The following is a 19,788-nucleotide window of genomic DNA, read 5'->3' on the forward strand; positions in this document are numbered from 1 at the left end:
TGCTGAACAGTGCGCGGGCCAAAGGGGAGAAACCCCGTGTTACGTTCGCCGCATGATGGAGACGCCCGCTCTGGATTCGGTGGATCTGGAGATCCTGCGGCTTCTGCAGAACGACGCCCGGATGACGTACCGGGAGCTGGCCACGGCGGTGGGCGTCGCCCCGTCCACCTGTCTGGACCGGGTGGGCCGGCTGCGGAGGTCGGGGATCATCCTGGGCCACCAACTGCGCCTGGACCCGGCCCGGTTGGGGCGGGCGTTGGAGGCGCTGCTGCTGGTGCAGGTGCGCCCCCACCGGCGGGAGCTGATCGGCCCGTTCGTGGAACGTATCCGGGCGCTGCCGGAGTCCCGGGCGCTGTTCCACCTCACCGGCCCGGACGACTACCTGGTCCACGTGGCGGTCGCGGGTACCGCCGACCTCCAGCGGCTGGTGCTGGACGAGTTCACCTCCCGGCGGGAGGTGGCCCGGGTGGAGACCCGGCTGATCTTCCAGGAGTGGTCCTGCGGTCCGTTGTTGCCGCCAGGGTGAAAGCGCGTGACGCGGCGGGGCAACACGGTGGAGGATGACCACATGTCCGACCCCAAGAGCAACGCTCTCCCCCGACAGGTGGCCGACAGCTATGTGGACGAGCTGGTCGAGCAGGATCCCCTGACCGGCACGTACCTCGGTCTGCCGGAGAGCTACGACAAGTTGAGCGACGTGTCTCCCGAAGGGCGTGCCGCCCTCGCGGAGTTGAACCGACGCACCCTCCGCCGGCTGGAGGAGTCCGAACGGCTCCCCGGTGCGGAGGCCACCCAGGAACGCCGCTGTGCGCGGCTGTTGCGGGAGCGGCTCCAGGCGGAACTGGACGTGTTCGACGCGCAGGAGCACCTGCGGGAGGTCAGCAACCTCCACTCCCCCGTGCACTCCATCCGGGACTCCTTCACCCTGCTCCCCACCGACAGCGCCGAGGACTGGGCGGTGATCGCCCGCCGGCTGGACCGGGTGCCCGAGGCCCTGTCCCAGTACCGCGCCAGCCTGGAACTGGGCCTGGCCCGCGACCTGCCGGCCGGCCCCCGGCAGGTGACCACCGTGCTGGGCCAGTTCGACGAGTGGCTGGGGGCGGGAGGGTCCGGCAAGGGCTGGTTCGAGGACTTCGTCCAGCCCGCCGAGTCCGCCGCCCCGGACAGCCCGGCGCTGGCCCAGGACCTGCGCCGGGCTGCGGGTGGCGCCTCCCAGGCGATCGCCGAACTCCGTGACTGGATGCGCGCGGAGTACGCGCCCCGGGTGGCCGACGCCCCGGACCCGGTGGGCCGCGAGCGGTACGCCCGCTTCGCCCGCTACTGGAACGGCACCTCCATGGACCTGGAGGAGGCCTACGCGTACGGCTGGTCGGAGTTCCACCGGCTGATCGCCGAGATGCGCCTGGAGGGCGAGCGCATCCTTCCCGGCGCCGCCAACCCCTGGGAGGTGCTGGCGCACCTGGACACCCACGGCAAGGCGGTCGAGGGCGTCGAGGAGGTGCGGGTCTGGTTGCAGGAACTGATGGACGAGGCCATCAGCTCCCTGGACGGCACCCACTTCGACCTGGCGGACCGGGTCAAGCGGGTGGAGTCGATGATCGCCCCGCCCGGCAGCGCCGCCGCCCCCTACTACACCCAGCCCTCGCTGGACTTCTCCCGCCCGGGCCGCACCTGGCTGCCGACCATGGGCGAGACCCGCTTCCCGATCTACGACCTGGTGACCACCTGGTACCACGAGGGCGTTCCCGGCCATCACCTCCAGCTGGCGCAGTGGACCCACGTCGCCGACCAGCTGTCCCGCTACCAGACCTCCGTCGGCGGCATCAGCGCCAACCTGGAGGGCTGGGCGCTGTACGCCGAGCGACTGATGGACGAGCTGGGCTTCCTCGGCGACCCGGAACTGCGGCTGGGCTACCTGGACGCCCAGATGATGCGCGCGGTCCGGGTCATCGTGGACATCGGGATGCACCTGGAACTGGCCATCCCGGACGGGTCCCCCTTCCACCCCGGTGAGCGGTGGACTCCCCAGCTGGCGCAGCGGTTCTTCGGAATGCACAGCGGCCGGCCGGCGGAGTTCGTGGAGAGCGAGATGGTCCGCTACCTCGGGATGCCCGGGCAGGCCATCGGCTACAAGCTCGGCGAGCGCGCCTGGCTCACCGGCCGGGCCGCCGCGCAGCGGGCGCACGGCGCCGACTTCGACGCCAAGGCCTGGCACATGGCCGCCCTCTCCCAGGGATCGCTGGGGCTGGACGACCTGGTCGAGGAACTGTCGGCGCTGTGACGGTTCCCCTTCTGCTGTGCCCCGTGGATCCGCTCTCCCCTCGGAGGGCGGATCCACGGTTCGCCGTCGAGGCCCGGCTGGCGCGTGAACTCGGTTGGAACGTCGGCCTGTTGGACCACGACGCGTTGCTGGCCGGCGAGGGGCGGCGCGCCCTGCCCCGGCTGCCGGCCGGGGAACACCTCGCCTGGTACCGGGGCTGGATGGTTCCCGCGCCCCGTTACCAGGAGCTGTCCGCCCTGCTGGCCGACCGGGGCGTCCGGTTGCACACCGACGGGGAGTGCTACCGCCGGGCCCACGAACTCCCCGGCTGGTACGGCACCTTCCAGGACCTCACCCCGGCCTCGGTGTGGAGCGAGGGCACCGTGCCGGAGGGGGCCGGACTGGCCGCGCTGGCCCGCGAGTTGGGCGCTGGGCCGGGCCTGGTCAAGGACTACGTGAAGTCCCGCAAGCACGAGTGGGACGAGGCCTGCTACCTCCCCGACCTGACCGACCCCGCGCAGGTCGCCCGGGTGGTCGGCCGGTTCGTGGAGCTTCAGGAGGAGTTCCTGACCGGCGGTGTGGTGCTGCGGGCCTTCGAGGAGTTCTCCGCCGAGGTCGGCGAGGCCCGGGTGTGGTGGGTGGCCGGGGAACCGGTGCTGGTCACCGCCCACCCCGACACCCCCGCACTGGAGCCGGCACCCGGACTCGCGCCGGTGCGGTACGCCGTGAAGGCGCTGGGCTGCCCCTTCGTCACCACCGACCTCGCGTGGCGACGCGACGGGGTGTGGCGGGTGGTGGAGGTGGGGGACGGACAGGTCAGCGACCTGCCCCGGGACGAGGACCAGAACCCCTCCCCCGAGGACCTCCGTCCCCTGTTCGAGGCGCTCGCCCAGCACACCCGTTCCCTCGCCCCGGCCGAGGAACGGGACGAGGAGCCGGCCTGAGGGAGGTCGTCCGGCTCACGGGGAGGCGTACGTGTCGGGTTCACCCCGGGGCCCGGCGCACCCGTGGTTTGTCGCCGCAGCGATTACGGTCACCGCTGCGCCGCATCGGGGTTCGCGCCGTGCCCTGTCGGCGTACGCCACCAGAGCGCGGCCACTGGCCTCCCCGGATCGGAACGGCACCCTGGTGGGTGGTGGCGCCGTGTCACGTCACCGTGAACTGCCGGGCACGGGTGCGGAGTTCGTTTGCTGTGGCGGTCCGGGACGTCGTGGGCGACGAGGGCCGGACGGCCACGGTCCCGTGCGGCAGACCGCGGAAACCCGGTATCGGGGACGCGGTCGGCCCCTGGTCGGTCACCCCGGGGGACGGTGGGTACGGAGCATCCGCGTCCCTGAGCTGGGAGATGTCCCCACGCGGCCCCGCTCTGAGCCCGCGTCCCCCTGGCCTTTCCCACCGCCTCAGCCATCCACGGGCGAGCCAAGCCACCCACCCGAGTAGAGCCGCGAGACCGCGAGGTCAGGACAACGCCCTGCCATGGGCCGGAACCCGGAGTGTCCGGTGTCTCTTTGGCGACATGAAGACCCGTGCCATCCCCCGGAGAACCAGCCCCCTGCCGCTCCTGACCAGCGCCCCCCACGATCTCCTCCGAGCGGCAGCCCTACGGGGCGACAACAGCCCGTACCCGACCCCCGCCACAACGCCTCCGCCCCGCCCCGAGCGGGCCCACCAGCCCCCGCGAAGCAGGCACACCGGCCGGCCGTTGACCGTAGGGGCAGGTCCCCTCAGACGGGCCGAGCGTCCAAGGCACCGGACCCCACGGCACCGGGAAGGCCACGAGTTCGGGACAGCGGAACCCACCCGGGGGCGACCGTACAGGCACCGGCCAGCGGCCCGTCCGCACACGGCCCGGCACCGCGTCAGTCCAGGACCAGAGGCGCCGTACTCCAGCGGAACCAGGCGGTGTGCCCCTCTATGTGCAGCAGGAACTCGGGCCGTTGACCGTCCGGGGCGATCAGGGTGACCTCGTCCCGGAGGCGTTGGTACGCCTCCACCCAGACGCCCGTACCGTCCTCCCCCTCCTCCAGCAGGGACAGTTCGGCCTCGAAGAGGGAACGCACCTCCTCGAAGCCCGCGTCCGGGGTGAACCGGCCCACCAGCCAGGGGAAGTCGACCTCCCGCACCTCGATCTCGCCCAGCGGGCGGGTGCCCCGCACCAGCCGCCACACCTCACCGGTCGAACGCATCGCGCCACCTCCTTCTCGCGACATCCAGAAGCGTCGCAGGAGGGTCTGACAGTCGCCGGCCGCCGCCTCACGGCTACGAGGAGCGAACCCCGGACCGCCCCGGGGCCGGCACCGGATCGGTGGCCAGACGGGCGTGCGTCTCCACGTCGTACCGCGCCTCGCCGTAACGCAGCTTGCGGCGTTGCAGCCCCTCGACGGCGTACCCGGCGCGCAGAGCGACCCGGCAGGAAGCGGGGTTGTCCACCCGGTGGCCCAGCTCCAGCCGGTACAAGGCGGCCTCGGTGAAGGCGAGTTCGGACAGCGCGGCACAGGCCCTGCTGGCCACCGCCCGACCACGGGCCTGGCCCCGCGTCCAGTAGGACACCCACCCACAGTCGTGTCGGCGGTCGATGGCGCTGACGGCCACACAGCCCAGGACCTCGTCCTGGGCGTCGGTCACCGCGTAGGAGTAGGCGGTGTCGCTCTCCCACTGGAGGATCCTGCGGGTCAGCCAACCGGCGGCCGAGGCCGCGTCGTTGACCGGCTGGTCGGCCTGCCACTCCATCAGGGGTTCGGCGAAGACCTCCCGCACGGTGTCCCGGTCGGCGGGAGTCCACCGCCGCAGCCTGAGCCCACAGGGAAGTTCCACCCGGGCGGGCATCGACCGCTCCTCCTCTGGCGGTGGTCGTCCCGACGCCCGTGCACCCGACGGGTCGGGGTCAGGCCGGTGTGGGGAAGTCATGATGGCGCACCCTCGATCCGCTGCGTGACTTGGTGACCTCCAGCTGCGCGGGGATGCGCTGGCGGAGGTCCGGTACGTGGCTGACGATGCCCACACTGCGGTCCTGGGACCGCAGTGCGTCCAGGACGTCCAGCACCTCGTCCAGGGTCTGTTCGTCGAGGCTGCCGAAGCCCTCGTCGATGAACAGCGTCTCCAACCGGGCCCCGCCCGCCTCCTCGCACACCACGTCGGCCAGTCCCAGGGCCAGGGCGAGGGCGGCGAAGAAGGTCTCGCCTCCGGACAGGGTGGCGGTGTCCCGCTGCTGGCCGGTCCAGGAGTCGATCACGTGGAGCCCCAGCCCGGACCGGGCCCCGCGCTGGGAACGTTGGTCGGAGTGGACCAGGGTGTACCGGCCGCCCGACATGTGCTGGAGGCGCTGGCTGGCCACCGAGGCCACCTGTTCCAGCCGGGCGGCCAGCACATAGGTCTCCAGTCGCATCCGCCTGGCGTTCTGCGCGGAGGTTCCGGCCGTCAGGCCGGCCAGCCGGGCCACGAGGTCGTACTCCTCCCGCAACGGCCCCAACTCCCGTACGGCGGCGTGGACTTCGCGCCCCAGACGCACCAGCTGGTCCAGGGTGCCGCGTGCGGTCTCCTCCCGTACGGCGGCCTCCCGCACCGCCTCGGTGGCCCGCTCGGTCTCGGCGTGGGCCTCCTCCACACGAGCCGGGGGGCGTTCGCTGGCCTCCACCAGGGTGGGGTCGGCCAGTTCTGCGGTCGCGGCGGCGTGGTGGGCCCGCCACTCCTCGACGGTCCGGGCCAGTTCCGCCTCGGCCTCCGGGTCCAGCAACGCCTCCCGCGCCTCGCCGGGATCGGCGAACCCGGCCTGGAAGGTGGCGTCGGTCAGCTCGGCGTCCGCCGCCTGCGCCCGGCCCCGACTGGCCTCCTCCTCCCGGGCGGCCGTCACCGCGCGGGCGAGCGCGGTCACCTGGCGCTCGGTCTCGGCCACCGCCTTGGCCACGTCCTCGGCGCCGTCCCGAAGGCGGTCCACCTCCTGACGGGTGGTGTCCCGCTCGGCGAGAAGGGTCTGCCGCCGGGACGCCCGCTCGGTGGCCCGGGTGCGGGCCTGGGTGAGCAGGGTGAGGCGGCGACCGTGCTCCCCCTCGGCCTCCTCCAGCTCCCGTCGCAGCGCGGGAACGGTGGACGCCCGCTCGCGAGCCTCGCTCTGGCGGCGTTCCAGGGTGCGACAGGTGGCCTCCAGATCCTCGGGGGGCTCCTCCCCGGCGACCTCCCGCGCGCGGGCCAACGCCTCTGTGAGGGCGTGGAGTTCGCGTTCGGTGGCCTCCCTCTCCGCCTGGGCCCGCTGGTGGACACCGAGCGCCTCCTCCTCGGCGGGGCCGTCCACGTGGTGGGCGGGCGTCGGGGCCGGGCGCGGGTGCTCCGGGGAACCGCAGACCGCGCAGGGCTCCCCGGGACGCAGCGACTCGGCGAGACTGGCGGCCACCCCGGCGAGCCTGCGCTCCCTCAGCTCCAGCCAGTGTTCCCTGGCGTCGGCCTCCCGTTGCCGACGCTCCCACAGCTGCCGTTCCCCGGTCTCCTGTTCCTGGGTCAGTTCCTCCCGTCGCAGGGCGGCGCCGTGCCGGGCGCGCTCCTGGGTGAGTCGGGCGGCGAGCTGCTCGGCCTCGGTGGCGGCCCACTGGGCTTCCTCCAGTCGACCGTGCAGCCGGGCGCGGTGCTCGTCCCAGTCCGCGAGCCAGTCCTCGGCCGCGACCCGGGTGGCCTCGTCGTCGGTGTCCTCCTGGTCCAACCGGTCCAGGTGGGCGCGCAGTTGGTCCAGCTGGCGTTCCGCCCGGTCCGCGGCCTCCAGGGCGGTCAGCCGTGCCCGGGCGTGCTCCTCCCGTTCCACCAGCGTCGCCCAGGGGGCGTCCGCGTCGGGCCCGGACAGGGCCGCCCTGGCCCGGCGCTCGGCCTCGACGGCCCGGCCGTGTTCCTCGCGGGCGGCCTTCCCCATCCGCAGGGCGGGTGCGAGGCGTCGCGCCGCCTGGGCGCGCTCCCAGCGGGCGCGCAACCGCAGTTGGCGTTCCTGGTCGGCGAGGAGCGCGGCGAGCCGTTCCCCGGCCCGGGCGTGGCGGGTCTGGCGCTGGTGGAGGTCGCGCTGCTCCTCCCAGTGGGCCAAGGCGCGGGTGCGCCGCCGCTGGGCGTGGTGGACCGCGGCGGTGCGTACCGCGAGGCGTTCGCGGGCCTCGACCCTGGCGAGGGCGGCCCGCTCCAGCACGGTGTCGGCGAGGCTGGCGTCCGGCTCCGCCTCCGTGGCGGCCCGCTGGTCCGGCAGCCCGGTCGGGGTGTCCGGGGCGGGCCAGTCGGCGCCGAGGTCAGCGGCGGCCTGGCGGACGCGGTGCAGCAGGGCCCGCAGGGTGTCGTCCAGGCCGTGCACCCGTTGGCGGGACTCGGTACGCAGCTCGGCCAGCCGGCGTTCGACCATCCCGAAGCGTCCGGTGTCGAACAGTTTCCCCAGCAGGGTCGCCCGGTCCTCGGCGCTGGCCCGGAGGAAGCGGGCGAACTCGCCCTGGGGCAGCAGCACCACCTGGCAGAACTGGTCGCGGCTCATGCCGAGGAGTTGGCCCAGTTCCTCGCCGACCTCCTGGTGGGACCGGCTCAGGGGCCGCCAGGACTGTTCAGTGGGGTCCCATTCGCTGAGGGTCGTACGGGCCCGGGCCACGGTGACGCCCTCGCCCTTGCGCTTGGGTCGAGGCTGCTCGGGCTGGCGCTCGAGCCGCAGTCGGCGGCCCCGCAGGGTCACCTCCAGGGTGACCTGGGTGAGCAGGTCGGTCGGGGCGTGGTCGCTGCGCAGGGTGCGCTGTCCCTGGCCGCGCCGGGGGCCGGGCACCTCGCCGTACAGCGCGTAGCACACGGCGTCCAGCACCGAGGTCTTGCCGGCGCCGGTGGCTCCGTGCAGCAGGTACAGCCCGGCCGAGGCGAGGCGGTCGAAGTCGACCCGCTGGGTGTCGGCGAACGGTCCGAAGGCGGTGACGGTGAGCTGGTGCAGCCTCAACTGACGGCCTCCGCGTGGTCGTTGTGCACCCGTACGTCCTCCAGGGCACGCCGCAGCAGGACGCGCTCACGCTCGCTGGCGCCCCGCCCGTCCCGGACGTGGGCGACGAAGTCCTCGGCGACCTCCTGGTCGTCCCGGCCGGTGAGCCGGTGGGCGTACCCCCCGGTCTCGGGCAGCTCGGAGCGGTCGGGGTCGAACAGCAGGCTGACCAGGTGGGGGAGCCGGCGACGGAGGCGGGCCATGGGGTCCTCGGGCCGGTGCGGGTCGGTGAGGGTGGCCTCCACCCAGGAGTCCCGGTGGCTCTCCAGCGCGGGGTCGGACAGCAGGTCGTCCATGCGTCCCCGGACCCGGGCCAGCGGGCGCGGCACCGGGCAGTCCAGCCGTCGGGCGTCCACCTCTCCCCCGGCGTCGAGGTCGACCAGCCACATGCTCTTGCGGTGGTCGGTCTCGGAGAAGCTGTACGCCAGGGGGGAACCGGAGTACCGCACCCGGTCGCTGAGCCGCTGGCAGCCGTGCAGGTGGCCGAGGGCGACGTAGTCGACGTCGTCGAAGGTGGACAGCGGCACCGCGCTGACCCCGCCCACGCTGATGTCCCGTTCGCTGTCGCTGCCCTGTCCGCCGACCACGAAGGCGTGGGCGAGCACCACCGAGCGGGTGCCCCGGGGCCGCTCGGCGAGGTCGGCGCGCACCCGGTCCATGGCGGCGCCGAGGACCTCGGTGTGCCGGGCCCGTTCGGCGCCCAACTCCTGGTGGGCGAGGGAGGGTTCGAGGTAGGGCAGGCCGTAGCAGGCGACGGGGCCGTGGGAGTCGCGCAGCACCACGGGGGTGCCGCAGCCCTGGGGGTCGGTGCGCAGGTGGACGCCGGCCCGGTCCAACAGGCCGGCGCCGACGCCGAGTCGGTGCGCGGAGTCGTGGTTGCCGGAGATCATCACCGTGGGTACGCCGAGGTCGGCGAGCTGGTGCAGCGCCCGGTCGAACAGGCGCACCGCCGGTAGCGGGGGGACGGCCCGGTCGTAGACGTCGCCGGCGACCAGCACCGCGTCCACCTGGTGTTCGCGCACCTGAGCCACCAGGTGGTCGAGGAACTCCCCTTGGGCGTCCAGCAGCGGGACCCGGTGGAAGGAGCGGCCCAGGTGCCAGTCGGAGGTGTGCAGCAGGCGCATCAGCGCTCACCGCCCCGGCGTGGTCGGCCTCCGGGGTGGCTCGCGGGCTCGGTGTCCGGGCCGGGACACTGTGGTGGTGACATGATCCGCACTCTAGGCGGCGGGTGTGACAACGGAGTTGGGTTCGGTCGAAAGGGCCGTCCGTCCCGGTCGGGCGGGGGTGTTCACCGGGTTCCGAACCGTTCCTCGCCGAGTTCCCAGCGGGCCTGTCCCGAGGTGGCGTTGGCGAGCCAGTCCTCGAAGGCGTCGATCTCGCCCACGGGCAGGCCGACCTGAATGGCCACCCGGTCCGCGTAGGTGACCTGGAGTACCGAACGTCCGGTGGCCCTGAGGTCGTTCTCCAGCCGGCCGGCCCGCTGGTGGTCCACCGTGACGGTGACCAGCCGCACCCGGTGGTGGGTGAGGGTGCGGGCCCGGTCCAGGGTCTCGCCCACGGCGCCGCCGTAGGCGCGGATCAGGCCTCCGGCGCCCAGCTTGGTGCCGCCGAAGTACCGCACCACCACGGCGGCCACGTAGCGCAGTTCGCGGCGGAGCAGCATGGCCAGCATCGGGTTGCCGGCGGTACCGGAGGGTTCGCCGTCGTCGCTGGCCTTCTGTACGTCGGCGTCGGCGCCCAGGACGTAGGCGTAGCAGTGGTGGCTGGCGGTCGGGTGGGCCGCGCGGAGCCGCTCCAGCAGGGCCAAGGCCTCCGCCTCGGTGGCCACCGGGGCGGTCACGCACAGGAAGCGGGAACGGTTGACCTCGGTCTCGTGCCACTGTTCCCGTTCGAGGGTGAGATAGCTGTCCGGCATCCGGCCAGCCTAAGGCTCCGCCGCGCGGGCCCGGGCCGGGGGAATGCGGGGCCGGTGTGCCCGGTTGTACGGCGCATGAACGCGGATGACAGTGCGGTACGTCGCATCCTGCTGGACTCGGGAGACACCTGGGCGGTGGTCGGGCTGTCCACCAACCGGGAACGGGCCGCCCACGGGGTGGCCGAGGTGCTGCGACGGTTCGGGAAGCGGGTGATCCCGGTCCATCCCCGGGCCGAGGCGGTGGCCGGCGAGCGGGGCTACGCCCGGCTGTCGGACATCCCCGAACCGGTGGACGTGGTGGACGTGTTCGTCCATTCCGAGCTGGCCGGGAAGATCGCCGACGAGGCGGTGGAGATCGGTGCGCGGGCGGTCTGGTTCCAGCTGGGCGTGATCGACCAGGAGGCCTTCCGCCGGGTGCGCGCAGCCGGGATGGAGATGGTCATGGACCGCTGCCCGGCCATCGAGATCCCCCGTCTGTGACCGCACCGAGGACGAGGACGCCGACGGTGGGGTCGCCCCGGCCGGCCCGCCCCGAGGACGCCGCCGAACTCGTACGGCTGCGCCGGCTGATGTTCGCCGCCATGACCGGGCGGGACGAGCCGGGCCCCTGGGAGGCGGACGCCGAACGGCTGGCACGGGAGCGACTGGCGTCCGGCGACCAGGGGTTCGGGGCCTTCGTGGTGGACGGCACGGACCCCGGACCGCGCCGTCTGGCGGCCTGCGCGGTGGGGACGGTCGAGGAACGGCTGCCCGCGCCCGGGCACCCGTCGGGTCGGTTCGGCTTCGTGTTCAACGTGTGCACCGACCCCGGCTACCGGGGGCTCGGGCTGGCCCGTAGCACCACGGTGGCCCTGCTGGAGTGGTTCCGGGAACGCGGGGTGAGCCGGGTGGACCTGCACGCCACACCCGAGGCCGAGGCGCTGTACCGGAAGCTGGGGTTCGGCGAGCACTCGCTGCCGCTCTCCCTGGACGTGCGGAGGTTCCCGGAAGGCTGAACCGGGTGGGCCGTCAGCGGCCCAGTCCCTCCACCAGCCGGGCGCCGGGCAGGTGGGCGAGGGCCTCGCCGGGCAGGATCAGCTTGCCGCGTCGGGCACCGCTTCCCACCAGGACCCAGGGCAGTTCGACCAGCGCGGGTTCCACCAACAGGGGCCAGGACGCGGGGAGTCCGAGCGGGGTGATCCCGCCGTACTCCATGCCGGTCTCGTCCACGGCCAGGTCCATGGGGGCGAACGAGGCCTTGCGGGCGCCCAGTTCACGGCGCACCACGCCGTTGACGTCGACCTTCCGGGCCGAGCCGACGAGGGTGGCGGCGAGGGTACGTTGACCGCCCTGCTTGGCGGCGACGACCACGCAGTTGGCGGAGGTCTCCAGGAGTTCGGCGCCGTAGGTCTCCACGAAGGCGGCGGTGTCGGCCCGGTCCGGGTCGGTGTCGACGTGGACGACCCGCTCCACCGGGGTGGGTGCCGACCACTGGCGGAGGGCGGCGGCCACCGGTGCGGGGAGGTGCTCCAGACGGTCGACGGCCGGGGCCGCCCGCTCGAAGTGTCCGAGGGGTGCGCGCATGGGGCCGAGGGTATCGCCGGCGCGGGCGCGGTTCCGTTCAGCGGGGGGCGGGCACCGAGACGGCCATGGTCAACTCCACCGGTTCGGCGCCGTCGTTGCGGTATCCGTGCGGCACGTCGGAGGCGAAGGTCGCCGAGGTGCCCCGGGGTACCTGGTGCCTGACCCCGTCGACCAGCAGGGTCAGGTCCCCGGAGCGGACGTGGACCAGTTCGGTGGTGCCGGTGGGGTGGGGGTCGGAGTCACTCGCCTCCCCGGGCATCAGCAACCAGTTCCACAGCTCCAGGGGTCCGGGCGCCTCGGTGCCGGCCAGCAGGGTGCTGTGGCTTCCTGCCTCGGTGGACCACAGGCGTACGGCCTGCTCCTCGGGGATCAGCCGCACCTGGGGGCTCTGGTCGTAGTCGAGCAGGGTGGTGATGCTCACGCCGAGGGCGTCCGCGACCTTGACCACGGTGCCGACGCTGGGGTTGGTGCGGGCTTGTTCGATCTGGATCAGCATTCCCCGGCTGACGCCGGCCCGTGCGGCCAGGGCGTCCAGGGTGTATCCCCGTTCCAGTCGCCAGCGCTTGAGGTTCCGCGCCAGGGACTGGGTGAGTGCGTCGAGGTCGGTCACGAGCCGTCCAATATTTTTGACATCAGAGTTCACATTGGAGTACTACGGTGTACTGGACTCCGCGTACACCGTATTGCACCCGAGGTGACTCATGACCGCTGCCCTGGCACTGGCCACCAGCCTGCTGTGGGGACTGGCCGACTTCGGCGGCGGGCTGCTCACCCGACGCCGGTCCGCGCTCACCGTGGTCGTCGTCTCCCAGGCGCTGGCCGCGGTGGTACTGGGCGTGGTGGTCGTCGCCCTCGGCGCCTGGAGCGAGATCGGACCCCAGCTGTGGTTCGCGGTGGCCGCCGGCACCGTCGGCCCGGTCGCCCTGCTCTGCTTCTACCGCGCCCTGGCCATGGGCCCCATGGGCGTGGTCTCCCCCCTGGCCTCGGTGGGCGCGGTGGCGGTCCCGGTCGGCGCCGGCCTCGCCCTGGGCGAACGCCCGGGCTGGGTGCAGGTGCTGGGCATCGCGGTGGCCGTGACCGGGGTGGTGCTGGCCAGCGGCCCCGGGATGCGCGGCGCCCCGGTACACCAGCGCACCATCGTCCTCACCCTGATCTCCGCCTTCGGCTTCGGCGCCGTGATGGCCCTGATCGAGCACGCCTCGACCACCACCGCCGGACTGTTCCTCGCCCTGTTCGTCCAACGCCTGTGCAACGTCGCGGTGGGCGGTGCCGCGCGCTGGGCGGAGACCCGGCGTGCCGCCCCGGAGGAGTCCCCGGAGGAACGCGGCACCCTGGTACGGGCACTGCCCGCCCTGGCCTTCGTGGGACTGGCCGACGTGGCCGCCAACGGCACCTACATGGTCGCCGCCCAGCGGGGCCCGGTGACCGTGGCCGCCGTACTGGCCTCGCTGTATCCGGTGGTGACCGCGCTGGCGGCACGCGGAATGCTGGGGGAACGCCTGCGGGGCCTCCAGACGGCCGGGGCCGGACTGGCCCTGCTGGGCTCGGTGTTGCTGGCCTCGGGCTGAGCGCCGGGAGTTCCGGGCGCCGGCTCAGCCGCCCCGCGACCCCGACGCCGCCTCGGAGGCGGGCGGCTCCGGTTCGGTCCGCCCCGCCGCCAACAGGGCCAGCAACTCCTGGGCGGTCATCCCCTCCGGTATGGGCTCCGGCGCCGGCCCCCGCAGCGGCGGCTCCCAGCCCCGCTCGGGGTGCCAGGTGCGCACCACCCTCGCCGGGGCGCCGGCCACCACCGCGTGGTCGGGCACCTCGCCCCGGACCACCGAACCGGCGGCCACCACCACGTTGCGCCCCAGCCGGGCACCGGGCAGGACCACGGAGCCGGCGCCCAGCCAGCTGCCGGCGCCGATCTCCACCGGCTCCGAGCGGGGCCACTGGCGGCCGACGGGCTGCTCGGGGTCGTCGTAGGAGTGGTTGGTGGAGGTGACGTAGACATAGGGGCCGCAGAAGACGTCGTCGCCCACCGACACCGGGGCGTCGGCGATGACGTGGCTGCCCCGGCCCAGCACCACCCCGTTACCCAGGCGCAGCACGGTGTCCGGCCCGAGGTCCAGGTCGGGCGCCATCCCCGCGGTGAGGGTGACCTCCTGGCCGATCACGCAGTGGTCGCCGATCTCCATCCAGGCGGTGCCGAACAGGGTGCCCTGCGGGAAGGCCAGCCTGGTACCGGTCCCCAGCCGTCGGAAACGGTAGGGGCCGGGGCGTTCGGGGGTCAGTGCCGCCACCTCCCGAACGGTCCGCCACCACCGGTGGACCAGCCGGGAGCCGAGACGGTTCAGGGCAGCGGACAGCTTGGGCACCCGCTCACCGTAGACGGGCCCGGGGCGCCCCTGACCGGCGACCGGATGTGATCTGCGCCCCAGCCCTCGCGTACGGTACGGCGGTCGGCGTCGGCATCGACGGAGACGAGCGAGGACGAGGGGAGCGCACCGGTGGCGGAGCGACAGCAGGTGACCATGTCCGTGGCGGGCCGCAGCCCGAGCCTGGAGGCGGACGTCTTCACGGCGCCCACCTCGGCGGTGCTGGGGGACGTCACCCTCCGGGAGAGGGTCAGCGTCTGGTACGGGGCCGTACTGCGCGGTGACTGCGACTCCATCGAGCTGGGCGCGGGCACCAACATCCAGGACAACTGCACGGTGCACGCCGACCCCGGTACCCCGGTGTCGGTGGGCGAGGGCGTCTCGGTGGGCCACAACGCGGTCCTGCACGGCTGCACCGTGGAGGACGACGTGCTGGTCGGCATGGGGGCCACGGTGCTCAACGGGGCGCACATCGGGGCCGGTTCGCTGATCGCCGCCCAGGCGCTGGTCCCGCAGGGGATGAGGGTGCCGCCCGGCTCCCTGGTGGCCGGCGTCCCGGCGAAGGTGCGCCGGGAGCTGACCGAGGAGGAGCGGGAGGGCATCCGCGCCAACGCGGCGATGTACGTGGAGCTGGCCGCCCAGCACCGGGCCGCGCTGGAGGAGGCGGAGTGACCGCCCGGGGCGGCGGGCCGGCTGGGGCCGCCGCCCCGAGGCAGCGCGGACGACGGGGGTTCAGCCGTGTGGCCGCAGGGTCCACACCACGGTCATCTCGCCGGTCTCGGCGCCGTCCTCCCGGGTGAGCGACACCCGTACCGGGAACTCCGGGCGCCCACCGGCGTCCAGTTCGGCGACCACCTCCGCTACCGGGCGGCCCAGTTCGGCGGTGGCGGTCACCACCCCCTTGGCCAGCTTCTTGTAGCCGATCTCGGCACGTACGGCCAACGGCACGGCGCGCTCCAGCTGTTCGCCGAAGGCGGCCAGCACGATGGCGCCGCTGGCGGACTCGGCGAGGGTGAACATGGCGCCGGCGTGGGGGCCGCCGACATGGTTGTGGTACGCCTCCTGGTCGGGGAGCGTGAAGACCGCGCGCTCGGCGGTGATCTCTCCCGGTTCCAGGTTCAGGGTGCGCACCATCGGGACGGTGGCGGCGAGGAGTTCGCCCACGGAGGAAGTCTTTTCAGCTGACACGCCCCCGACGCTACCACCGAGTAACCGCCAGGAGAACGGTGCTCCCACCCCCTCCCGGCCTCGGTTGAGGCTACGAAGGGCGGACTGCCGTTCCCCCCTCGACAGCGGGCATTTACTCTTGCTTGGCATGTGGCCAGGACAGCAGCAGCCCGGGGACGGGCACTACGGGTACCCGCAGCAACCCGGGGGCCAGCCCCCACAACAACCCCCGCAACCGGGGCAACAGGGCCAGTACCCCGGGCAGCCGGGACAGCCCCAGCAACCCGGCCAGCCAGGTCAGCCGGGGCAGCAGCCGAACCCGTACCAACAGCCCAACCCCTACCAGCAGCCGGGCGGGCAGTACCCACAGCAGCCCCAGCAGCCGGGCCAGGGACCGTACGGACAGCCCGGCCCCAACCCCTACCAGCAGCCGGGCGGGCAGCAGCAACAGAACCCGTACCAGCAGCCCGGCGGGCAGAACCCCTACGGTCAGCCCGGCCAGAACCCGTACCAGCAGGGCCCGTTCGACCCCTCGACGGCCCCCGGCGCCCCGCACCCTCCCGGTGGCGGCGGCAAGTCCAGGAAGCCGCTGGCCATCCTGCTGTCCGTGGCGCTGCTGGCCGTGGTGGCGATCACCGGCGCCTACTTCTACTCCAAGGACGACGGTTCCAAGGACGACGAGGCCAAGCCCAAGAAGAAGGCCTCGGCCAGTCCCTCCCCCTCGGAGGAGGACGACCCCACCGACAACCCGCGTGAGGGTGCCGAGGACCAGAAGGCGGTCGTACCCGGCTGGCAGCCGGTGACCAACCCCAAGTGGTACTCCGTCTTCGACGTGCCCAAGACCAAGGACTGGGAGATCGCCCCGTCGGACACGATCGTGGGCTTCACCGACAAGAAGGGCAAACCCTTCCCCGGCGCCGGCATGTCCGCACCCGCCTACTTCAAGAAGGGCTGGTGCAAGGACAGTCAGACCCGGGTCACCGTCGGGACCAAGGGCGCGCAGGGCTCCAGGAACACCAAGGAGGCCGCCAAGATCGCGGCGGAGAACTTCGCCATCGCCGGCTGGGACGAGGAGCAGAAGGGCAAGCTCGGCAAGACCAAGGTCAGGGCCTTCAAGAACACCCACGGCATCAAGGGGCACGCCGCCCAGGTCACGTTGCGGGACGCCCCCGCCAAGGGCAAGTGCGGTGTGCCGGACGCCAAGGTGACCACCATCTCGTGGATCAACTCCAACGACGACCTGGCCATCTGGGTCTTCATGGCCGACGACAAGGTCAAGAAGAGCGACCAGGTGTCCGACGGCGATCTCAAGAAGATGATGGCCAGCCTGCGTTCGCTGCCCAAGGAGGACTGACGGCGGGCCTCCCCGGCACCGGACGGGGACGGCTCGGATAACCGTTTGTCCCCCGGGTGATCTCCCGGGGAGACTCTGCTCGCCCACCCGCGCCCCCGAGGAAACGGCCCACTCGTGCTACCGAAGCTCTCCCTGGCCCGACGCACCGGAGGTGGGCGCAACTTCAAGCTGTTGACGGCCGCCGCCGTGATCACCGGCCTGGGTAACGCCGGGGCACTGATCGCGGCGGCGTTCGCCGTACTGGAGTCCGGCGGCGGCAGCAGCGAGGTCGGTCTGGTCGCCGCCTGCCGCACCGTCCCGCTGGTGGTCTTCCTGCTGATCGGCGGCGCGGTGGCCGACCGGATTCCCCGGCACCGGGTGATGGTGGTCGCCAACACCGCCAACTTCCTCTCCCAGGGGCTGTTCGCCCTCCTGGTGATCAACGGTGACGCCCGGGTGTGGCAGATGGCGGCGCTCGCGGCCGTCGGCGGCACCTGCCACGCCTTCTTCGCGCCGGCGGCCGAGGGCATGGTGATGGCCACCGTCGACCAGGAGCACTCCAGCACCGCCTTCGCCTGGTTCCGCATGGGCGTCAACGGGGCCCAGATCGGCGGCGCCGCCCTCGGCGGAGCCATGGTGGCGGCCGTCGGCCCCGGATGGGTGCTGGCCGTGGACGCCGGCGCCTTCGCGGTGGCCGCGCTGCTGCGCGCCTTCCTGGACGTGCGGGGCATCCCCGAACGGGCGGCCCGGGAAGGGCTGTGGGCCGACCTCCGGGACGGCTGGCGCGAGGTGGTCGGCCGACCCTGGCTGTGGTCCATCGTGGCCCAGTTCGCCGTGGTCAACGCGGTGGTGGCGGTGGCCGAGGCGGTGTACGGACCCCAGGTCGCCGACGACCACCTGGGGGGCGCCCGCCCCTGGGGCCTGGCCCTGGGCGCCTTCGGGATCGGCACCGTGCTCGGGGGGCTGCTGATGACCCGCTGGCGCCCCAGCCGCTTCCTGCTGGTGGGCGTGCTCGCGGTGTTCCCCCTGGCGCTGCCCTCGGCCGCGCTCGCGGTGCCGGTGGGGGTGCCGGTACTGGTCGCGGTGATGCTGCTGTCCGGGATGACGGTGGAGGTCTTCGGGGTGGCCTGGATGACCGCGCTGCACCAGGAGATCCCCGAGGAGAAGTTCTCCCGGGTCTCCTCCTACGACTGGCTCGGCTCGGTGGCGCTGGTGCCGGTGGCCACCGGGCTGGCCGGCCCGACCGAGCACTGGTTGGGCCGGGAGACCGCGCTGTGGTGTTCGGCCGCCCTGATCGTGGTCCTCACCGCCGCCGTACTGCTGGTCCCCGACGTGCGGAGGCTGCGCCGCCGGGAGCACGGCGGGGCCGCCTCGGGTCAGCCGACGCCGAAGGAGCCGGACGGGGGCAGGGGCGAGACCACCCCGGTGCTCTGACGCACCACGGGTGCCCCCTGGTAGCGGCGGCGCAGTCGGGGGCCGTCCTCCACCCGGGCCGGGAACGGGTCGGTGGCCACCCGGCGGGCCAGTTCGGTCACCGGTAGCGGACCGTCCCCGGCCACGACGACCAGGTTGCCGAAGCGCCGGCCCCGGAGTACCGACGGCTCGGCCACCAGGCACAGCCGCTCGAACACCGTGGCCAGGGTGGCCAGTTGGGACCGCAGGAAGTCGAAGGGAGCGGAGTCGGCGAGGTTGACCGCGTACAGGCCACCGGGGCGCAGGCAACGGGCGACCTCCCGGGCGTGGTCGCGGGTGGTCAGGTGGGCGGGCACCGTGGACCCTCCGAACACGTCGGCGACCACCACGTCGTACTCCCCCTCGGGCGCCCCGGCGACCGCCCGGCCGGCGTCCTCGGCCTCCAGCGTGATCCCCGCGTCCTCGGGCAACGGCAGGTGTGCGCGCACCAGCTCCACCAGCCGGTGGTCGGCGTCCACCACCCGCTGGACGCTGCCGGGGCGGGTGGCGGCGACGTACCGGGCCAGGGTGCAGCCGCCTCCGCCCAGGTGCAGCGCCGACAACGTGCCCCGGGCCGCCGGGGCCAGGTCCATCAGGTGGCCGAGCCTGCGCAGGTACTCGAACTCCAGGTGCTCCGGGTCGTCCAGGTCGACGTAGGACTGTGGGGCCTCGTCCACGGTGAGCAGCCAGGCCCTCGGCCGGTCCACGTCGGGCAGCAGCCGGGCCAGGCCGTGGTCGACCTCGCGTAGTACGGGGTGGGGTTCGGACACCCGCCCATTGTGCTGCCCCTCCCACCGGCGACCTCACGGGGGCCGGGAGAGCAAGTTCACACCCGCCCGACGTCGGCGTGGGGCGGCCCACCCGGAGGCGGCGGGCCGGTCGACGGCCGGCCGGGGCGGGCCCCCGGCGTGACGGCCGTCGCCGCCAACCGGCGACGGTGTCCGCTACGCTCCCCCAGATGTCCGTACCCGCGTCGCCACCCCGGCCCGCCACACAGGTCGCCCAGGCACTGCTCTCGCCCTGGGCGCGGCTGGCCCTGCTGGTGCTGCTGCTGGCCTCGGTGGCCACCGGGATGCTGGTGTACGAGCCGTACCGCTGGCTGTCGGACGGGATGCCCGGGGGTGTGCCCGGGGAGTCGGCCGCCGCCCTGTTCGCCCTGGCCTACGGGGTGTGCGCGGTGGGCCTGGTGCCCCGTCCGGTACTCAACCTGGCGGCCGGAGTGCTGTTCGGCGCCACCGCCGGAACCGTGGCCGCGCTGGGCGGCACCGTTCTGGGGGCGGCGCTGAGTTTCGCCCTGGTACGGCTGTTGGGGCAGGACGCGCTCCGCCCGCTGCTGCGCGGACGGTGGCTGACCCGGATCGACCGCCAGCTGAGCGGCCACGGTTTCCGCTCCATGCTGGTGCTGCGGCTGGTGCCCGGGGTGCCCTTCGCCGCCTCCAACTACGCGGCGGCGGTGTCCCGGATGCCCTGGCTCCCCTTCGTCCTCGCCACCGCCCTGGGTTCCCTGCCCAACACCGCCGCCTACGCGGTCGCCGGCAGCAGCGCGACCGACCCGATGTCACCGGTCTTCCTGGGCGCCTTCGCCTGTGTCGCCCTGCCGGCACTGGCCGTCGCGGTGGTGGCCTGGCGCCGACGGGCACGGTTGCGGTCCGGCCCACCGGACCGGCCGGTGGAGGCCCGCGAGCCGGTCGGGGTGTGAACCGCGCGGAAGGCGGCTTCCGGCCGCGCGGGGCTACGGTGCGGGACAGCGGGGCGAGTGAAGGGGCG

At 73.5% G+C, this 19,788-nt stretch carries 21 protein-coding genes; 10 read left to right on the forward strand and 11 right to left on the reverse strand.

The genetic code is table 11. The features are described from left to right. The first annotated feature begins 52 nt into the window (after positions 1 to 52). The 3 genes from ABZT14_RS22700 to ABZT14_RS22710 are packed head-to-tail and all read left to right on the forward strand — an operon-like array spanning position 53 to position 3,204. Positions 53 to 526, forward strand: coding sequence for an Lrp/AsnC family transcriptional regulator (locus ABZT14_RS22700; protein WP_356305664.1), 474 nt, complete (start codon positions 53 to 55; stop codon positions 524 to 526). A 42-nt stretch (positions 527 to 568) separates the two neighbouring features. Next, the gene (locus ABZT14_RS22705) at positions 569 to 2,281 is read left to right on the forward strand and encodes a DUF885 domain-containing protein (RefSeq protein WP_356305666.1); all 1,713 of its coding nucleotides are present in this window, start codon (positions 569 to 571) and stop codon (positions 2,279 to 2,281) included. Then, entirely contained in the window at positions 2,278 to 3,204 is a 927-nt protein-coding gene (locus tag ABZT14_RS22710) for an ATP-grasp domain-containing protein (RefSeq protein ID WP_356305668.1), read from the forward strand. The genes ABZT14_RS22705 and ABZT14_RS22710 overlap by 4 nt, the downstream gene beginning before the upstream one ends. Before the next feature lie 915 nt (positions 3,205 to 4,119). Here the strand turns inward: ABZT14_RS22710 and ABZT14_RS22715 are convergent. The 5 genes from ABZT14_RS22715 to ABZT14_RS22735 form a co-directional block, all read right to left on the reverse strand. Then, the gene (locus ABZT14_RS22715) at positions 4,120 to 4,446 is read right to left on the reverse strand and encodes a hypothetical protein (protein WP_356305670.1); all 327 of its coding nucleotides are present in this window, start codon (positions 4,444 to 4,446) and stop codon (positions 4,120 to 4,122) included. A 73-nt stretch (positions 4,447 to 4,519) separates the two neighbouring features. Further along, positions 4,520 to 5,086: a GNAT family N-acetyltransferase gene (locus ABZT14_RS22720; RefSeq protein WP_356305672.1), complete on the reverse strand. Its 567-nt coding sequence runs from the start codon at positions 5,084 to 5,086 to the stop codon at positions 4,520 to 4,522. Positions 5,087 to 5,144: 58 nt separating this feature from the next. Next, positions 5,145 to 8,195: an SMC family ATPase gene (locus ABZT14_RS22725; RefSeq protein ID WP_356305674.1), complete on the reverse strand. Its 3,051-nt coding sequence runs from the start codon at positions 8,193 to 8,195 to the stop codon at positions 5,145 to 5,147. Then, positions 8,192 to 9,358: an exonuclease SbcCD subunit D gene (locus ABZT14_RS22730; RefSeq protein WP_356305676.1), complete on the reverse strand. Its 1,167-nt coding sequence runs from the start codon at positions 9,356 to 9,358 to the stop codon at positions 8,192 to 8,194. Before ABZT14_RS22730 ends, ABZT14_RS22725 begins: the two co-directional genes overlap by 4 nt. Before the next feature lie 164 nt (positions 9,359 to 9,522). After that, entirely contained in the window at positions 9,523 to 10,149 is a 627-nt protein-coding gene (locus ABZT14_RS22735) for a YigZ family protein (protein ID WP_356305678.1), read from the reverse strand. A gap of 75 nt (positions 10,150 to 10,224) precedes the next feature. Between ABZT14_RS22735 and ABZT14_RS22740 the strand changes: the two genes are divergently transcribed. Beyond that, positions 10,225 to 10,629, forward strand: coding sequence for a CoA-binding protein (locus ABZT14_RS22740; RefSeq protein WP_356305680.1), 405 nt, complete (start codon positions 10,225 to 10,227; stop codon positions 10,627 to 10,629). A gap of 26 nt (positions 10,630 to 10,655) precedes the next feature. Continuing rightward, positions 10,656 to 11,144 carry a GNAT family N-acetyltransferase gene (locus ABZT14_RS22745; RefSeq protein ID WP_356305682.1) on the forward strand — a complete coding sequence of 163 codons (489 nt, stop codon included), beginning with the start codon at positions 10,656 to 10,658 and terminating at the stop codon, positions 11,142 to 11,144. Between the two features lie 13 nt (positions 11,145 to 11,157). On the opposite strand, the gene ABZT14_RS22750 is transcribed toward ABZT14_RS22745, so the two are convergent. Both ABZT14_RS22750 and ABZT14_RS22755 read right to left on the reverse strand, forming a co-directional pair. Next, a complete protein-coding gene (locus ABZT14_RS22750; protein WP_356305684.1) occupies positions 11,158 to 11,712 on the reverse strand; it encodes a YbaK/EbsC family protein in 555 nt (184 codons plus the stop codon). Positions 11,713 to 11,749: 37 nt separating this feature from the next. Beyond that, on the reverse strand, positions 11,750 to 12,322 hold the full coding sequence (locus tag ABZT14_RS22755; RefSeq protein ID WP_356305686.1) for an XRE family transcriptional regulator: 573 nt from the start codon (positions 12,320 to 12,322) through the stop codon (positions 11,750 to 11,752). 91 nt (positions 12,323 to 12,413) lie between these two features. Here ABZT14_RS22755 and ABZT14_RS22760 point away from each other — a divergent pair, with 91 nt between their 5' ends. After that, a complete protein-coding gene (locus tag ABZT14_RS22760) occupies positions 12,414 to 13,280 on the forward strand; it encodes a DMT family transporter (RefSeq protein ID WP_356305688.1) in 867 nt (288 codons plus the stop codon). Between the two features lie 24 nt (positions 13,281 to 13,304). Here the strand turns inward: ABZT14_RS22760 and ABZT14_RS22765 are convergent, their stop codons facing one another. After that, positions 13,305 to 14,069 carry an acyltransferase gene (locus tag ABZT14_RS22765; protein WP_356305690.1) on the reverse strand — a complete coding sequence of 255 codons (765 nt, stop codon included), beginning with the start codon at positions 14,067 to 14,069 and terminating at the stop codon, positions 13,305 to 13,307. Positions 14,070 to 14,201: 132 nt separating this feature from the next. On the opposite strand from ABZT14_RS22765, the gene ABZT14_RS22770 reads away from it, so the two are divergent. Further along, on the forward strand, positions 14,202 to 14,741 hold the full coding sequence (locus ABZT14_RS22770) for a gamma carbonic anhydrase family protein (RefSeq protein WP_356305692.1): 540 nt from the start codon (positions 14,202 to 14,204) through the stop codon (positions 14,739 to 14,741). 60 nt (positions 14,742 to 14,801) lie between these two features. Here ABZT14_RS22770 and ABZT14_RS22775 read toward each other — a convergent pair whose 3' ends face one another. Beyond that, entirely contained in the window at positions 14,802 to 15,257 is a 456-nt protein-coding gene (locus tag ABZT14_RS22775) for a DUF4442 domain-containing protein (RefSeq protein WP_356305694.1), read from the reverse strand. A gap of 112 nt (positions 15,258 to 15,369) precedes the next feature. Beyond that, positions 15,370 to 15,792, reverse strand: a complete 423-nt coding sequence (locus ABZT14_RS22780; protein WP_356305696.1) for a hypothetical protein — start codon at positions 15,790 to 15,792, stop codon at positions 15,370 to 15,372. A gap of 51 nt (positions 15,793 to 15,843) precedes the next feature. Here ABZT14_RS22780 and ABZT14_RS22785 point away from each other — a divergent pair, with 51 nt between their 5' ends. Beyond that, a complete protein-coding gene (locus ABZT14_RS22785) occupies positions 15,844 to 16,590 on the forward strand; it encodes a hypothetical protein (RefSeq protein ID WP_356305698.1) in 747 nt (248 codons plus the stop codon). Between the two features lie 114 nt (positions 16,591 to 16,704). Further along, on the forward strand, positions 16,705 to 18,003 hold the full coding sequence (locus ABZT14_RS22790; protein ID WP_356305700.1) for an MFS transporter: 1,299 nt from the start codon (positions 16,705 to 16,707) through the stop codon (positions 18,001 to 18,003). Here the strand turns inward: ABZT14_RS22790 and ABZT14_RS22795 are convergent. Further along, positions 17,946 to 18,791, reverse strand: coding sequence for a fused MFS/spermidine synthase (locus ABZT14_RS22795; RefSeq protein WP_356305702.1), 846 nt, complete (start codon positions 18,789 to 18,791; stop codon positions 17,946 to 17,948). The two genes, ABZT14_RS22790 and ABZT14_RS22795, sit on opposite strands and share 58 nt — an antisense overlap. 188 nt (positions 18,792 to 18,979) lie before the next feature. Here ABZT14_RS22795 and ABZT14_RS22800 point away from each other — a divergent pair, with 188 nt between their 5' ends. Then, positions 18,980 to 19,720, forward strand: a complete 741-nt coding sequence (locus ABZT14_RS22800) for a TVP38/TMEM64 family protein (protein ID WP_356305704.1) — start codon at positions 18,980 to 18,982, stop codon at positions 19,718 to 19,720. The last annotated feature ends 68 nt before the right edge of the window (positions 19,721 to 19,788 follow it).

It is taken from the genome of Streptomyces sp. NPDC005438 (genome assembly GCF_040606315.1).
Classification (GTDB): Bacteria; Actinomycetota; Actinomycetes; order Streptomycetales; family Streptomycetaceae; genus Streptomyces.

What these genes read in the sequence shown, in the direction of transcription:
- ABZT14_RS22800 (WP_356305704.1), top strand. Translation starts at nt 18,980, where the DNA reads ATGTCCGTACCCGCGTCGCCACCCCGGCCCGCCACACAGGTCGCCCAG.
- ABZT14_RS22720 (WP_356305672.1), bottom strand. Translation starts at nt 5,086, where the DNA reads ATGCCCGCCCGGGTGGAACTTCCCTGTGGGCTCAGGCTGCGGCGGTGG.
- ABZT14_RS22700 (WP_356305664.1), top strand. Translation starts at nt 53, where the DNA reads ATGATGGAGACGCCCGCTCTGGATTCGGTGGATCTGGAGATCCTGCGG.
- ABZT14_RS22760 (WP_356305688.1), top strand. Translation starts at nt 12,414, where the DNA reads ATGACCGCTGCCCTGGCACTGGCCACCAGCCTGCTGTGGGGACTGGCC.
- ABZT14_RS22730 (WP_356305676.1), bottom strand. Translation starts at nt 9,358, where the DNA reads ATGCGCCTGCTGCACACCTCCGACTGGCACCTGGGCCGCTCCTTCCAC.
- ABZT14_RS22715 (WP_356305670.1), bottom strand. Translation starts at nt 4,446, where the DNA reads ATGCGTTCGACCGGTGAGGTGTGGCGGCTGGTGCGGGGCACCCGCCCG.
- ABZT14_RS22750 (WP_356305684.1), bottom strand. Translation starts at nt 11,712, where the DNA reads ATGCGCGCACCCCTCGGACACTTCGAGCGGGCGGCCCCGGCCGTCGAC.
- ABZT14_RS22740 (WP_356305680.1), top strand. Translation starts at nt 10,225, where the DNA reads ATGAACGCGGATGACAGTGCGGTACGTCGCATCCTGCTGGACTCGGGA.
- ABZT14_RS22705 (WP_356305666.1), top strand. Translation starts at nt 569, where the DNA reads ATGTCCGACCCCAAGAGCAACGCTCTCCCCCGACAGGTGGCCGACAGC.
- ABZT14_RS22735 (WP_356305678.1), bottom strand. Translation starts at nt 10,149, where the DNA reads ATGCCGGACAGCTATCTCACCCTCGAACGGGAACAGTGGCACGAGACC.